This window comes from Luteimonas sp. A478, assembly GCF_054052025.1.
Genome location: NZ_JBSVRF010000003.1, coordinates 426920 through 442635 on the forward strand (window position 1 = coordinate 426920; position 15716 = coordinate 442635).

A 15716-nucleotide genomic window follows, 5' to 3' on the forward strand; every position below is an offset into this window, starting at 1 on the left:
ACAATACTCTTCTCTTGCTACAGCGATATAAGTGCTCTGGTTTGTCCAGTTCCAAATCATCATTTTCAAACACACCGATGAATCCTAGCCCCCGCTCTGCGACCGGCGCGTCAAGACAGGCCCGGCGCGCGATCGACGGCGCGCTGGCGCGTGACCGTGGGCGGTTGATGGGTCTGTGGAACCGGTGGAACGCGGATTCTGCCGGGGATGATGCCCGCGAGCGGTTCGAGCAGGCGTTGCAGGCCTCCGTGCAGGAGCGGGAGCAGCGGGCCGCCCGGCTGCCCAGGGCCAGCGTGGATACCGGGCTGCCCATCGCCGCGGAAGCCGAGCGCATCGTGGAGCTGATTCGCGACCACCAGGTGGTGGTGGTGGCTGGCGAAACGGGTTCCGGCAAGACCACCCAGCTTCCCAAGCTGTGCCTGGCCGCGGGCCGGGGGGCAGCGGGGATGATCGGCTGCACCCAGCCGCGCCGGATCGCGGCCCGGGCAGTGGCGCGTCGCGTGGCCGAAGAGCTCGACGTGCCATTGGGCGAGGAAGTCGGCTTCCAGGTGCGTTTCAATGACCGGGTCAGCGATCGCACCGCGATCAAATTCATGACCGACGGCATCCTGCTGGCGGAAATTACTTCCGATCCCTGGCTCTCGGCCTACGACACGCTGATCATCGACGAGGCGCACGAGCGCAGCCTCAACATCGATTTCCTGCTGGGTTACCTGAAGCAGCTGCTGCAGCGGCGCTCCGACCTCCGCCTGATCGTCACCTCGGCAACCATCGATACCGGGCGGTTCGCCGAACATTTCTCTGACGCGCCGGTAGTGGATGTGGAAGGACGCGGCTACCCGGTCGAGGTGCGGTGGCGCCCGCTGGAGGGCGAGGGCGAAGAGGAAGGCGAACGCACGGTGGTCGACGGCGTGGTCGCGGCCTGCGATGAAATCATGCGCGAGCGCGGCACCGGCGACACCCTGATATTCCTGCCGGGCGAGCGCGAAATCCGCGATGCCCATCGGGCGCTGGAGAAGCGCAAGTACCGCCACACCGAGGTGCTGCCGCTGTACGCGCGGCTGTCGGTGCGCGACCAGGACCGGGTGTTCAATCCCGGCCCGAAGCGGCGCATCGTGCTGGCTACCAACGTGGCCGAAACCTCGTTGACCGTGCCGCGGATCCATTACGTGGTCGATCCCGGCCTGGCACGGGTCAAGCGCTACAGCCCGCGGCTGAAGCTGGACCGGCTGCATGTGGAGCCGATCTCCCAGGCCAGCGCCGACCAGCGCAAGGGACGCTGCGGCCGCGTGGCACCGGGCACCTGCATCCGCCTTTACAGCGAGGCGGACTTCCTCGCCCGGCCGCAGTATACCGATCCTGAAATCCGCCGCGCCGCTCTGGCCGGGGTGATCCTGCGCATGCTCTCGCTGGGCCTGGGTGAACCCAGGGGCGGTGGTCGGCGTCGGCGTGGACAGGTCGAGGCAAAGGCGAGTCCCCGCCTGATCGAGGATTTTCCTTTCATCGATCCGCCCGATCCGCGGGCCGTGGCCGATGGCTGGCAGCAGCTGACCGAGCTGGGCGCGGTGGATGAATCACGCCGCCTCACGGCGATCGGCCGCTCCATGGCGCGGCTGCCCCTGGACGTGAAGCTGGCGCGGATGCTGGTGGCCGCCCACGCCCACGGGTGCCTGCGCGAGATGCTGGTGGTGGCCTCGTTCCTGGGCATCCAGGATCCGCGCGAGCGTCCTGCCGATCAGCGCACCGCGGCCGACAACGCCCATGCGGAGTTTGCCGATCCGAAGTCCGAATTCGTCGGCATCCTCAAGCTGTGGGAGGCCTATCGCCAGACCCATGCCGATTCGACCCAGTCGCAGCTCAGACGCTGGTGCGAGCGCAATTTCCTCGGATTCCTGCGCATGCGCGAATGGCGCGAGCTGCATCGGCAGCTCAAGCTGCAGTGCGCCGAACTGGGATGGGAAGCGGCCGGGCCGGGCAAGGATGGTGCGCCGGATGGTCCCGAGAGCAAGGAAGCCGCTGCCCGCTACGCCACCCTGCATCGCGCCGTGATTGCCGGCCTGCCGACGCAGGTGGGCCAGCGCGTGGATCGCGGCCTGTATGACGGTCCGCGTGGGCGCAAGTTCCAGCTCTTTCCCGGCTCGGTGCTGGCGCGCCGTCCGCCGCCGTGGGTGCTGTCGGCAACGCTGCTGGACACCGAGCGGGTGTGGGCGCTGACCAACGCTGCGATCGAACCCGAGTGGGTGATTGCCGAACTGCCGCACCTGCTGGCCCGCCGGCACCACGACCCGCGCTGGGCCCGGTCGCAGGGACGGGTGATCGGCAGCGAGCAGATCAGCCTGTTCGGCCTGGTGCTGGCGCCGAAGAAGCCGGTGGATTACGGCCGCCTGTATCCGGACCAGGCGCGGGACATTTTCCTGCGCGATGGCCTTGCGCGCGGCGAGGTCAACCTGCGCAGCCCGTTCCTGGCGCGCAACATGGCCACGCTGGAGAGTGCGCTGGAAGAGGAAGCCAAGCAGCGCCGCGTCGGCCTGGTGGTGGACGAAGACTGGATGGCGCAGTGGTATGCCCAGCGTGTACCGGGGCAGATCGTGGATGCACGTTCGCTGGACGCCTGGTATCGCAAGGCCTCCAAGGCCGAACAGCGTGCGCTGGAATGGAGCCGCGACGACCTGCTGGTGGCCGAGGAAAGCGATGCATCCCGCTTCCCGCCGGTCATCGCCCTGGGTGATGCGCGCCTGGACGTTCTATACCGCTTTGAGCCGGGTGCGCCCGATGACGGCATGACCTTGGTGGTGCCGCTGTACCTGCTCAACGCGCTGGACCCGGCACGCCTGAGCTGGCTGGCGCCGGGGTTCTATCTGGACAAGGCCACGGCGATGATCCGCTCCCTGCCCAAGGCGCTGCGCCGAAACTTTGTACCGGCGCCGGACTTCGCCAATGCCTTCGCCCATGCACATGAGCGGCCGGAGGCGGACGATTTCGCCGGCACGCTGGCCAGGTTCCTGCAGCGGATGACCGGGGTGGCGATACAGGGCACCGAATTCGATGAATCCGCGCTGGATCCGCACCTGCGCATGAACCTGCGCCTGCTGGATGCCGACGATCGGAATGTCTTGGCCGAGTCGCGCAGTCTTGAAGAGCTGCGTGCCCGGTTCGGCAAGCGTGCCGCCGAAGCGTTTTCGGCCCGCGCGGCCCGGGGCATGGCCAGGCAGGGACTGACCGCGTTCCCGGAGGAGCCGGTGCCCATGTCCGTACCCGGGGCGGGCGGGGTGGCGGCGTATCCGGCGCTGTCCGACGACGGGGAAACTGCCGCCTTGGCGGTATATGCCGATCCAGCGCAGGCCCGCCGCCTGCATCCACAGGGTGTGCGGCGCCTGCTGCGCATTGCCCTGGAAGTGAAGCTGCGCCAGGTGCGCAAGCAGCTGCCGGTCAATCCGCGGACCGCGCTGCTGTACGCGGCGATCGAGGCGGGCGGTGGCGGACGCGCGGGCGACCTGCTGCGCCAGGATCTGGTGGACGGCGCCTTTGCCGCCCTGTCCAGCGAAGGCCTGCTCGAAGTGCGCGACGCGGATGCATTCGCCGCCGTGAGGGACCGGATCGGCCGGGGGGTGTCTGCCGAATCGATGCGTCGGTTGCAGCTGGCAGAAGAGATCCTGGAGCGGATCGCCGCGATCCGCGCCGGCCTGGAGTCAACCCTGATGGGCTGGGCGCGCGCCAACCTGGACGACATGCATGCGCATCTGGCCGCGCTGGCGCCGCCCGGTTTCCTGCGTGAAGTGCCCGAATCGCTGTTGGCCGAGTACCCGCGTTACCTGCAGGCGCTGGAGCTGCGGGCCGAACGCGCCCTGCGCGATCCGCTACGTGACCAGCAGCGCATGCTGGAGCTGGTCCCGTTCGTCCAGGCACTGGAAGAAGCCGGGCTGCAGGGGCAGGCCGACGGGCCGGAATGGCTGGAGTTCCGCCGCGACCTGGAGGAGCTGCGGGTCTCCATCCACGCCCAGGAACTGGGCGTGCGCGGCGGGGTGTCGGCAAAAAAGCTGGCCCGGCGGCTGCAGGCGATCCGCGCGGAGCAGCAGGCCAGCTGACGGTTACTGGACGCGGCGCACCTTGGTGCGGGTGTTGTAGCCATCAATCCGCAGGTACCAGACGCCGAACACGCCGGGGCTGATGGTGACCTGCGGATCGCTCACGCGTACGCCTTCAAGCCGGGCTGCGTCGGTCTGCTCCCACACCTGTCCGTTGGCCAGGGTGTAGCGCTCGCCGCGGCCGAAGCCGGCGAATTCGCCGCTGATGGTGGTGCGCACAGGGCCGGCAGGCGCGGACGGCGCCGGCGGGCCGGCCTCTGGGGCGCGTGGCTGCTGCAGCGCCTCTTCGCGACCCTGCTCGCGGCCCTGTTCCACCGCCCTCTCGACCGCCACCGTGGTTTCCTCCTGCACCTGGCGCTGCAGCCAGCGGTCCAGGTTGGCCAGTTCCGTCGCGCTGAGCCTGTCCAGGCCAGCGGCACGGAACTCCTCGTTGCTCATCTGCTGCTGGAGGCCCTGCTGGGCCATGGCCGGCGCGGCGCAGGCCAGCGCGACGGCGACGATCATTAAACGGAGGCGGGGCATGGACTGTTCCTCTTCGACGGTCGGCAGTAGTGTAAGCGTATCCCCCACTCCCGAGGCAGGTCAGGCGGTGTCACACGCCAGCATATCGCTGCAGGCCCTTTTCGAGCTGCCGGAAACGGCCGCGCTGGATCCCGGCCTTCGCGCCCTGCTTGGCTCGCACGCCGACGCGGGGCATACCGCGATCCGGATGCACGAGCCGCTGCCGCTGCTGGCGGACACGCTGGGATCGCTCGCGCGCCTGGACGCGGATGCGGACATGGTCGGCGCCGCGGTGGTTTTTGCCATCAGGGAGTGGGCCGCGCCGCTGATGCCCCGGCTGGAAAAGGACCATCCGCGCGTTCATGCGCTGGTGGATGGCCTGCAGGCCAGCGGTCAGGTCTGGGACCTGCATGCCGAACGCGGCGGCAGTGGCAACCAGGAAGGATTGCGCCGGCTGTTGCTGGCCATTGTGCGTGATCTGCGGGTGGTGCCGATCCTGCTTGCCCAGCAGCTTGCACGGATGCGCGTTGCCGCGGAGGCACCCGATGCGGAGCGCATTGCGCTGGCGAAGCTGACCCGGGATATCCATGCGCCGCTGGCCAACCGGCTGGGAATCTGGCAGCTCAAGTGGGAGCTGGAGGACCTCGCCTTCCGCCATCTGGAACCAGAGACCTACCGCCGCATCGCCAGGCTGCTGGCCGACAAGCGCAGCGCCCGCGAGCGATTCATCGAGCAGGTGCAGCAGGATCTGGCCGAAGCCCTGGCCGCACAGGGCGTGCGCAGTGAAATCGCGGGCCGCCCCAAACACATCTACAGCATCTGGAAGAAGATGCGGGCCAAGGACATCCCGTTCGGCGAGCTGTACGACCTGCGCGCGGTGCGGGTTCTGGTTGACGACGTTCCAGCCTGCTACGCCGTGCTGGGCGTGGTGCATGCGCTGTGGGCGCCGATCCCCAGCGAATTTGACGACTACATCGCGCGGCCCAAGCGCAACGACTACCGCTCGCTGCACACCGCGGTGGTCGGTCCGGAAGGCAAAACCCTTGAAGTGCAGATTCGCACCCATGAGATGCACGAGCAGGCCGAGCTCGGCGTGGCCGCGCACTGGCGTTACAAGGAGGGCGGCTCGGGCGATGCGGCGCTGGAGCGCAAGATCGAGTGGATGCGGCGGCTGCTGGACACGCACCAGGAAGGCGGCGATGCGTCGCTGGCCAGCGCCCTGGACACCGAACTGGTCGAAGACCGCATCTACACGCTGACCCCGATGGGTGAGGTGATCGACCTGCCGCTCGGGGCCACGCCGCTGGATTTCGCCTACCACGTGCACACCATGGTCGGGCACCGCTGTCGCGGGGCCAAGGTCAACGGCCGGATCGTGCCGCTCACCCATGCGCTGGCCAGCGGTGACCGGGTGGAAATCCTTACCGGCAAGACCGCCGAGCCACGGCGCGACTGGCTGCAGGTGACCAGCGGTTACCTGGCCAGCGGCCGTTCGCGGGAAAAGGTACGCCACTGGTTCCACAAGCTGGACCGCGCCCGCAACGAGCAGGACGGACGTGAGCTGCTGGACCGGGAGCTCAAGCGCATGGGCCTGCAGCAGGCCGATCCGGCGCCGGCCTTGCGCAAGTTCCGTGCGGCCAGCATTGAGGACCTTCATGTGCAGGTGGCGTTGGGCGACGTAGGCCCGCACCAGGTGGCGCGCGCGCTGCTTGAACACGAGGCCGAAGCCAAGCGGGGCGACGAGCCGGCGGCCCCCGTGGCCCGACAGCCCCGGCGCAAACCCCGGTCAAGTGCAGAATTCAGCGTGGTGGGCGTGGACAACCTGCTGGTGCAGGTGGCTGGTTGCTGCCGGCCACTGCCGGGCGAGCAGATCGGTGGCTACCTCACACGTGGGCGCGGAGTGAGCGTGCACAGGTCCGACTGTGCGGCTTATCTGCGCCTGGTCGCCCGCGAGCCACGCCGGGCGCTGCCGGTGGATTGGGGCAATGCGGACGGTGCGCACGAGGCAGCGATCGTGGTCGAGGGTATGGACCGCCGATACCTGCTCAAGGATGTGTCCAACCTGATCGCGCAGGAAAACGCGCACGTGCAGGAAATCAACAGCGAGCGCCTGGGGGGATCCGGGCAGGTGCGCCTGCGGCTGCAGGTGCGGGTGCAGGATTTCGGCCAGCTGTCGCGGCTGCTGGGCAAGATGGAAGCGGTGCCCGGGGTCGAACGGGCCTATCGGCCCTGACGGTCCCGCCGCATCGGTTTCGCCTATCGACCTTGGCCGATCACGCCACGATTGAGCGCAGTCTCTTATGCTTTGCACGTGAGCAGCCCGCGTGATCCGCATTCATCCCAGGTCGACCCCGGCAAGCCGCCGCGGCAAAGCGGCTTACAGGAGCATTGGCGCTGGATCGCCGGGGGTGCGGCGCTGCTGCTGATTGCACTGCTGGTACTGCGCCAGCCATTGGCTGAGCGACTGTGGCCCCAGAACTCGGCCCAGGATGCCCTGCGTCAGGCGGGCGCCGCGCTGCAGCGGGGGCACCTGAGCGATCCCGAAGGCAGCGGCGCGCGCGAACTGTATGAGGCCGCGTTGGCGATGGATCCGGACCGCCCGGAGCCGCGCCAGGGTCTGGCCGCCGTGGCTCATGCCGCGGTGGAGCAGGCCCAGCGCGAAACCGCTGCGGGCCGCTACCCCGAGGCCCACGCCGCCCTCAAGCTGGCGCGGGAATTGTCTGCACCGCGCGAGGCAGTGCAGTCAGCTGCCGAGGCGCTGCGCAAGCGCGAGGCCGCGGGCGCCGGATTGGAGCAGCTGTGGGCCAATGCCGAGCGTGCCCATGAAGCCGGCAGGCTGTACGGCAATGAGGACTCCGCGCTGCCGCTGTACAGCCGGATCCTGCGCCTGGACTCGGAGCACCTGGGGGCGCTGCGTGGTCGGGATGATGGGGTGGCGGAGCTGTTGCAACAGGCCCGGGCCGCGCTGCGCAGCGGCGAACTCGCCGAGGCCGCAGCCATGATCGCGGTGGCCGCGGAATTCGATCCTGGTCACGTCGACCTGCCCGATACCCGGGCGCGCCTGACCGAGGAGCGTGATGCCACCCTGGCCCAGGCCGCCGCGGATCTGGACGCCGGCCAGCTGGAGCGGGCCGCGCAGCGTTACCGCGCGCTGCTGGAGATGGATCCCAGCGACGAACAGGCCAGCGATGGTCTGGTGCAGACGGGCGTGGCGCATGCGCGCCGTGCGGTGCGGCTGGCGGCGGACTTCCGCTTCGCCGATGCCGATGCCGCCCTGGCCCAGGCGCGGGAGCTGGCGCCGATCGATGCCCAGGTACGGAGCCTGGCCGAGCGGGTGGACGCGGCGCGCACGCGCCAGGCACAGCTCGACCCGGCGCACTCTCCTGCCGAGCGCCGGGAGCTGGTGGCGTCGCTGCTGGCGGAGGCGGCCGCAGCCCAGAGTCGCGGCGACCTGCTCAGCCCGCCCGGCGAGAATGCTTTCGACAAGCTTCGCGCGGCGCGCAGCCTGGCGCCGGATGATCCGCAGGTGCGGGAAGCCAGCGAACAGTTGCTGGCCGCGGCCACTGGATGCTTCGAGCGGGAGCTGCGCGCCAACAGTCTGGGGCGGGCCAATGCCTGCCTCGATGTCAGGGTGGCCCTTGCCGATGACAGTGGCGATCTGATTGCCGCGCGACGCCGGTTGGCACAGCGCTGGCTGGCCATCGGCGACGAGCGCCTGGGAGCGGGCGACCTGCCGGGCGCAGGCGCGGCGCTGGAATCGGCCCGGACCATCGACCCATCGGTATCCGGCCTGGCCGAGTTTGCCCAGCGCCTGCGTACGGCTTCCGCCTCGCCCTCGCGTTAATCCGCAGTCGGCTCGAAAAACACCGCGCGAACGGTGTCGCGGGCCGCCTCGGGTGAAAAATGCCGTTCGATGTTTTCATGCCCGTGGATGCTCAGCTCCATCCACAGGGTGGCGTCCCGGTACAGGTGCAGCACCGCAGCGGCGAACGCCTGCTCGCTCTCCGCCACCAGCACGTCGTGCCCATCGCGCAGCTGCATGCCTTCCACCGCCGTACGGGTGGCCACCACCGGCTGCCCGTGGGCCATGCTGAGGTTGACCTTGCCCTTGACCCCGGCGCCGTAGCGCAGCGGCGCGATCGCGATGCGGCAGCCGTCCATGTACGGACTGATATCAGGCACGTAGCCGTGCACGATGACCCCGTCGCGATCGGCCAGGGCCTGGATCTCGGGCACCAGGTCGCCGCCGATGCAGTGGAAGCGCACCTCCGGCAGGGCCGCGCGGATGGTGGGGAAGATCGAATCCACGAACCAGCACACCGCGTCCACGTTGGGCGGATGGCGGAAGCCGCCTACAAACACCAGGTCGCGGCGCTGTTCGAACGGCAGCCCCGCGCCGGCGATGCGATGCAGGTTGGACACCAGCTCCACCCGCACCTCGGGTGCATCGCGGGCCAGCAGCTCCTGCTCGGCCGGGCTGACCACCAGGGTCACGTCGCTTCGCGCCATCACCCCCAGTTCCAGGGTGCGGGTGCGGGCTGCGGCTCGCTGCAGCGCTTCATCGCCGGCCAGATCGGCCGCACGCTGCTCGCGCAGGTAGTGCAGGTCCACGCTGTCAAACACCACCTGGGCCTGCGGCGCATACCTGCGCAGCAGCGGCAGCAGGCTGCCGGCCACATAGTGGCGGCTGGCGATCACGCTGGAAAAGCGCGGGCCATGGGTCCGCAGCCAGGCCGCCAGGCGGCCCATATGTGGCGCATACCAGGTTTCGATCCCCAGCCGCTGCAGCCGCTCGGTATCTTCCCCGACGTGACGCCGGTCGGCAGGCACGAACACCACGTGCGCGCCCTCGTCGCGCAGCAGGCGCATCAGGTTCACCAACCGCAGCGAGCCGGAATCACGATCGGGCGTAGGGGTAAGCGCGTCGATCACCAGGATCACCGGCCGTCCGTCCGCCTCGGGCTGCAGCGGATCGGGGGCGATCTGCGGGTGCGCCTGCAGCTCCGCAGCCCAGCGCGCTGAAAACACCGGCTGGTTGCGCAGCTGCGAGGATTTCATGCCGGTGGACAGGTCCGTACCGGCGCTGACGCCTTCCACGTGCACCACCCGCGCGTCCGGCTGGCACAGCACCTGGTGTCCGGCCGCACGCACGCGGAACGCCAGGTCGGTGTCTTCGTAATAGGCCGGGGCATAGCGCGAATCAAAGCCGCCCAGCGTTTCAAACAGCGTCCCCCGGATCGCCAGTGCGGCACCCGAGCAGTAGTCCACCGGACCGGCAAAGCGCAGCAGCGGATGATCGGGGTCGGCGAAGCGGCCGCGACTCTCGGCGCGTCCGTCGCGCAGCACCCAGCCGCCGGATTCCTGCAGCCGTCCGTCCGGGTAAAGCAGTTGGGTGCCCACCAGACCGGCCTGCGGATGCTCGGTGAAGGTGCGCAGCAGCGCGTCCAGCCAGCCCGGCTGTGGCACGGTGTCGTTGTTCAGGAACACCAGGTACTCGCCCGAAGCCTGGGCGGCACCGTCGTTGCAGGCGGCAATGAAGCCGCCGTTTACGGCCCGGCGGTGGTAGCGCAGGCCTTCAACCTGGGGCAGGGCTGCCGCGGTCTGGTCCGTGGAGCCGTCATCCACCAGCAGGATCTCGATGCCGGCGGCCGGCGGTGCTTCGGCGATCGCGCGCAGACACGCCAGGGTGTGTTCGAACTCGTTGTATACCGGGATCACGATGCTGGCCCGGGGCTGCTGGTCGCGAGGGACACGCAGTTCCTGGAACGGGCTGTAATCGGCCTTCAGCAGCGCGTGCCTTTGTGGCGGCGCCAGCAGTCCGAGCTGGGCGGTGACCCGCTGCCAGGTGGGGCGCCAGCCGCGGGTGCGCAGGCTGCTGACGCCGCGGCGCAGCAGGCCGGCGGCGCGGTCGAGCGCGAAACGCGCATCGGCCATGGAAAACGGCATGGGTCTGGAACTCCAGCTGACTGAAAGGGTGCGTGCGAAACAGCCCAACAGAGCGCTGGGCTAGACTGCGCGCGATCAATATTGTTGCATTAGCCGGCATCCTGCCATGGCGGGAAAGAGGTTCCATGGCCCGAATCCAGTACGACGAAGACGATGAAACGCCGCGTGGCCCGCTAAACCGGTGGCGTCGCAGGCTGCTGATTGCAGCGCTGGCGGCGGTTGGCCTGGGGCTGGGCTTCCTGGTTCCCTACGCGCTGTACCTGAACAAGCAGCTTGAGCAACAGTTCGGCGCTTGGAGCTGGCAGGAACCGACCAGGGTGTACGCACGCCCGCTGCAGCTTGAGGCCGGTTTGGCACTGGATGCGCAGACCCTGCGCCATGAGCTGCAGGCGGCCGGTTACCGCGAAGGCGACGGGGTCCGTGCCGGGACCTGGCTCGAAAACGACGGGGATTGGCGCATTTCCAGCCGCGGCTTCCTTGATGTGGCCGGCCCGGTGGCCGCGTCGCAGCTGCAGGTCAGGGTGTCTGGGGGTCGCGTATCGCGCCTGCGCGGTCCAGATGATGGAGCGCCACTAGAGCAGGCCCGGCTGGATCCGGCCCGGATCGCCACGCTGTACGGCGCCAACCAGGAAGAGCGCCGGCTGGTGCGGGTTGAAGATGTGCCGCTGCTGCTGACCGACGCGCTCCAAGCGGTGGAAGATCGTGACTTTGCCCGTCATCACGGCATCGATCTGAGCGGGATGATGCGTGCCGCATGGGTCAACCTGCGCAGCCGCTCCACTCGCCAGGGGGGCAGCACGCTCACCCAGCAGCTGGCGCGTTCGGGCGTGCTCGGGATCGGCCGCGAACAGACCTGGTCGCGCAAGTTCAACGAGATCATCTATGCGCTGTTGCTCGAGTCGCGTTATGACAAGAGCCAGATCATGGAGGCCTACCTGAACCAGGTTTACCTGGGCCAGCGCGGCGCGCAGGAGATCCGCGGCGTGGCCGCTGGCGCCGAGTTCTGGTTCGGGCGCTGGCTGGAGGAACTCGATACCGAGCACGTTGCGCTGCTGGTCGGGATGATCCGGGGGCCTTCGTACTATGATCCGCGCCGCCATCCGGAGCGCGCCCGCGAACGGCGTGATTTCGCCTTGGCCCAGATGCACGCCACCGGACTGATCGTGGAAGAGGAGTATCGCCGCGCGCTGGCCGCCCCGCTGGGGGTGAGCGATCGGCCCGGCAGCCTGGCCGCCAACCGCTTCCCCGCCTACGTGGATCTGGTGCGGCGGCAACTGGCGTCCGAATACCCCGCCAACAGACTGCAGGGCGCGGGCCTGCGGGTCATGACGGCGATGTCGCCTTCCGCGCAGGGCTACGCCGAGGGGGCCGTCCGGCGGACCATCGAATCACTCAGCACCGAAAGCCGCCCGGAACTGCAGGCCGGCATGGTGCTTACCGATGTGCACAACGGCGATGTGCTGGCGGTGATCGGCAGCCGCGACCCGTCCGAGCACGGGTTCAACCGCGCGATCGATGCCCATCGACCCGTGGGATCCCTGCTCAAACCATTCGTCTACCTGCTGGCGCTGGCCCTGCCTGGCGACTGGTCGCTGGCAAGTCCGATCGATGACGCCCCGGTGACCGTGGTCCTGCCCAACGGCCAACGCTGGACCCCGGCCAACGCCAACAACCGCAGCCATGGCGTGGTGTCGCTGATGGATGCGCTGGCCAACTCCTATAACCAGGCCACGGTGCGGCTGGGCATGCAGATCCACCCGCGGCGACTGGCCGAGCTGATCAGCACCCTGGCCGGGGTCCGCGCCGAGCCCAACCCAGCGCTGATCCTTGGGTCGCTCGACCAGAGCCCCTATGCCATGGCGCAGCTGTACCAGTTCCTGGCCTCGGGCGGCGAGTTCCAGACGCTGCGAATGGTGCGTGGGGTGATCGACGAGGACGGCCGCACGGTCAGCCGCTACGACGAGAGCGTGACCGAGGCCCAGGCCGGCGATGCAGTGGCAGTACGGCTTGTCACCCTGGCTCTGCAGCGGGCAGTCACTTCGGGCACGGCGCGGCAGCTGGTCAACGACGGCCTCGGCCACCTGCAGGCGGCCGGCAAGACCGGCACCAGCAACGATGGCCGCGACAGCTGGTTTGCCGGCTGGACGGGTGATCACCTGGCCGTGGCGTGGATGGGCAACGACCAGAACCAGGCCACCGGGCTGTATGGCGCTACCGGCGCGATGCGGGTGTGGTCGGACATGTTCGCGCGTCTGCCCAGCGCGCCGCTGGAAGTGGGCGAAGGCGGACTGGATTGGCGCTGGGTGGCGCACGGCTACAGCACCGACGCGGATTGCCCGCAGGTGCGCCGATACGCCTTCGTGCCCGGATTCGCGCCGGCTTACCAGCCCTGCGATCATGGGCTGTCCGATTCGGCCGATTTCGCACAGGACCACGCAGACCCGGCGCGCGCAGGTGCCGAGCCACGGCCAGCCCGACGCGGCTGGCGCAGCTGGTTCGGCCTGGATGAGCCGGAGTCCGAAGCACCTGCCCACCAGGACACTCCTTCCCCCGAGCCCGTACCCCTGTAACCATGATTCGTAATGTCCGTTTTTCCGCAGCCGTGATCGCCATCGTGTTGGTGGCCGGCTGCACGGGTTCGCCCGATCCGCGCCGAACGCAGGCTGGAACGCCGTCAGCAACCGGGGCCGCTGCAATGGTGGCCGCGGTGCGGGCCGCAGGCGCCGGGGACGAGGCCGAGCTGGCGGTGCAGCCGTGGCGCGACCCGCGCATCGAGGATCTGCGCATCGATGCCGAGCGGCTGGAAACGGCCGGCGACATCGCAGGCGCTGCGCGCGCGCTGGACCTCGCGCTGGAAGAAGTGGAAGGGGATCCGGCACTGCTGCAGGAGCGGGCCGAACTTGCCCTGCTGCAGCAGGACTTCGCCTTGGCCGGCACGCTGGCAGAGCGCGCCTATGCGCTGGGAAGCCAGCTGGGCCCGCTGTGCAGGCGCCACTGGGCGACGCTCGAGCAGTTGCGCCTGCGCGCGGGTGACGCCGCGGGCGCGACATCGGCGCGCGCGCAGATCGAGGGCTGCCGCGTGACTGGCCCGGAGCGCTATTGAAGATGTCGGACGCCATGGGACGAGTGGGCCGCGCCGGGATGGGGGGATGACTGTGATCGAACTCGAGGCGCCTGCGCTGCCGGATTCGGTCCGCGACGCGCTGGGCGTGGACGGGGCGCTGGCCACGGCGCTGCCTGGTTTCGTGCCGCGGCCGGCCCAGCAGGAACTGTCGGTGGCGGTGGCCGAGACCTTCGGCCGCCGCGACAGCCTGCTGGCCGAGGCGGGCACCGGTACCGGCAAGACCTATGCCTATCTGGTCCCTGCGCTGCTGTCCGGGCTGAAAACCATCATTTCCACCGGAACCCGCGCGCTGCAGGACCAGCTGTACCACCGCGACCTGCCGGCGGTGCGTGACGCGCTGGGCACCGGGCTGCGGACCGCTTTGCTCAAAGGCCGCTCCAACTATCTGTGCCATCACCGGCTTGAGCTGGCCAAAACCGAGCCGCGCATGGCCACCGGTACACAGGCGGCGCTGTTCCAGCGGGTGGTGGCGTGGGCCGGGCGTACCCGCATGGGGGACCTGGCCGAACTGGAGGCGCTGCCCGAAGGCTCGCCGGTGATCCCGATGGTCACCTCCACCGTCGACAATTGCCTGGGTACGGAATGCCCGTTCTACAACGAATGCTTCGTGGTCCAGGCCCGGCAGCGGGCCCAGGCCGCCGATCTGGTGGTGGTCAACCATCACCTGCTGCTGGCTGACCTGGCGCTCAAGCAGGAGGGGTTTGGCGAGATTCTTCCCGGGGCGGAGGCATTCGTGGTCGACGAGGCCCACCAGTTGCCGGAGCTTGCCGCCCAGTTCTTCGGTGAATCGCTGAGCGCGCGGCCGCTGGTGGAGCTGGCCCGCGAGGCGCTGCTGGAGTGCAAGGAGGTGCCAACTGCGCTGGCGATCCTGCAGGGACCGGCGCAGGCGCTGGAGCAGGCCGTACGCGCCCTGCGGGCGCAGATGGAGCCGCTGCCGCCGCGGGGTACCCAGCGGCGCCTGGACGGTGAGGCGGCGGTGGGCGAAGGGCTGGATGGCCTGGATCTCCGGCTGCGCGAACTGGCGCAGGCGTTGGGCCCGCTGCGTGAGGCATCGCCGGGCATGGATGCCTGCCACGCACGCGCCGTCGAGGCCATCGGCCGGCTTGGGCGTTGGCGCGGTGAAAAGACTTCCGACGGCGAGATCGACAGGGGCGACATGGGCCTGCCCGAGGCCGAAACGGCAGGAGTGGCGTCGGCACAGCTTCCCGCCGACGCCGATACCGTGCGCTGGTACGAACTGTCGCCGCGCGGCTTCCGCCTGCAGCGCACCCCGCTGGACGTGGCCGGACCGCTGCGTGCCCATCGTGAAGCCTCACGCGCGTCCTGGGTGTTCACCTCGGCCACGCTGGCCGTGGACGGCCGCTTCGACCACATCGCCGCCCGGCTCGGGCTGGACGAGCCGCGCACTTTGCTGGCACCCAGCCCGTTCGACTGGCCCACCCAGGCGCTGTGTTACCTGCCCCAGCGCCTGCCGCCGCCCGGAGCGCGCGAGTTCAGCCGGGCGATGCTCGATGCCGTGCTGCCGGTGCTGCACGCTTCCAAGGGGCGCGCATTTCTTCTGTTCGCCTCGCATCGGGCACTGCGTGAAACCGCCTCGTTGCTGCGCGCCTCCGACGCGCCCTGGCCGCTGTTCGTACAGGGCGAAGCGCCGCGCAACGTGCTGCTGCAGCGCTTTCGCGATTCCGGTAACGGCGTGCTGCTCGGCGCGGCCAGCTTCCGCGAGGGCGTGGACGTGGCCGGTGATGCGCTGAGCGTGGTGGTGATCGACAAGCTGCCCTTCGCCGCGCCGGACGACCCGGTGTTCGAAGCGCGCCTGGATGCGATCCGCCGTGCCGGGGGCAACCCGTTCACCGATGAGCAGCTGCCCCAGGCGGTGATCGCGCTCAAGCAGGGCGTCGGCCGGCTGATCCGCAGCGAGCGCGACCGCGGCGTGCTGGTGCTGTGCGATCCGCGCCTGACCGGCAAGGGCTACGGCCGGGTGTTCATGGACTCCATGCCACCGTTCGCGGTGACCCGCGATGTGGCGCAGGTACAGGCCTTCTTTGAATGAACCTGCTCCA

At 69.3% G+C, this 15716-nt stretch carries 8 protein-coding genes; 6 read left to right on the forward strand and 2 right to left on the reverse strand.

All coding sequences use genetic code 11. The features are described from left to right. Nucleotides 1–77: 77 nt before the first annotated feature. Complete coding sequence (gene hrpA / locus ACW7G3_RS08470; RefSeq protein WP_456982279.1) at nucleotides 78–4085, forward strand: ATP-dependent RNA helicase HrpA; 4008 nt, start codon at nucleotides 78–80, stop codon at nucleotides 4083–4085. A gap of 3 nt (nucleotides 4086–4088) precedes the next feature. Here hrpA and ACW7G3_RS08475 read toward each other — a convergent pair whose 3' ends face one another. Beyond that, a complete protein-coding gene (locus tag ACW7G3_RS08475; protein WP_456982281.1) occupies nucleotides 4089–4607 on the reverse strand; it encodes a hypothetical protein in 519 nt (172 codons plus the stop codon). Here ACW7G3_RS08475 and ACW7G3_RS08480 point away from each other — a divergent pair. Then, on the forward strand, nucleotides 4606–6819 hold the full coding sequence (locus ACW7G3_RS08480; RefSeq protein ID WP_456982283.1) for a RelA/SpoT family protein: 2214 nt from the start codon (nucleotides 4606–4608) through the stop codon (nucleotides 6817–6819). The genes ACW7G3_RS08475 and ACW7G3_RS08480 overlap by 2 nt on opposite strands. Before the next feature lie 78 nt (nucleotides 6820–6897). Beyond that, the gene (locus ACW7G3_RS08485; protein ID WP_456982285.1) at nucleotides 6898–8430 is read left to right on the forward strand and encodes a hypothetical protein; all 1533 of its coding nucleotides are present in this window, start codon (nucleotides 6898–6900) and stop codon (nucleotides 8428–8430) included. On the opposite strand, the gene ACW7G3_RS08490 is transcribed toward ACW7G3_RS08485, so the two are convergent. Further along, nucleotides 8427–10532 carry a glycosyltransferase gene (locus ACW7G3_RS08490; RefSeq protein WP_456982287.1) on the reverse strand — a complete coding sequence of 702 codons (2106 nt, stop codon included), beginning with the start codon at nucleotides 10530–10532 and terminating at the stop codon, nucleotides 8427–8429. The two genes, ACW7G3_RS08485 and ACW7G3_RS08490, sit on opposite strands and share 4 nt — an antisense overlap. 125 nt (nucleotides 10533–10657) lie before the next feature. On the opposite strand from ACW7G3_RS08490, the gene mrcB reads away from it, so the two are divergent. The 3 genes from mrcB to ACW7G3_RS08505 are packed head-to-tail and all read left to right on the forward strand — an operon-like array spanning nucleotide 10658 to nucleotide 15706. Continuing rightward, nucleotides 10658–13102, forward strand: a complete 2445-nt coding sequence (mrcB, locus tag ACW7G3_RS08495) for a penicillin-binding protein 1B (RefSeq protein WP_456982289.1) — start codon at nucleotides 10658–10660, stop codon at nucleotides 13100–13102. Between the two features lie 2 nt (nucleotides 13103–13104). Then, nucleotides 13105–13635, forward strand: a complete 531-nt coding sequence (locus tag ACW7G3_RS08500) for a hypothetical protein (protein ID WP_456982291.1) — start codon at nucleotides 13105–13107, stop codon at nucleotides 13633–13635. Between the two features lie 46 nt (nucleotides 13636–13681). After that, nucleotides 13682–15706, forward strand: a complete 2025-nt coding sequence (locus ACW7G3_RS08505) for an ATP-dependent DNA helicase (protein ID WP_456982293.1) — start codon at nucleotides 13682–13684, stop codon at nucleotides 15704–15706. The last annotated feature ends 10 nt before the right edge of the window (nucleotides 15707–15716 follow it).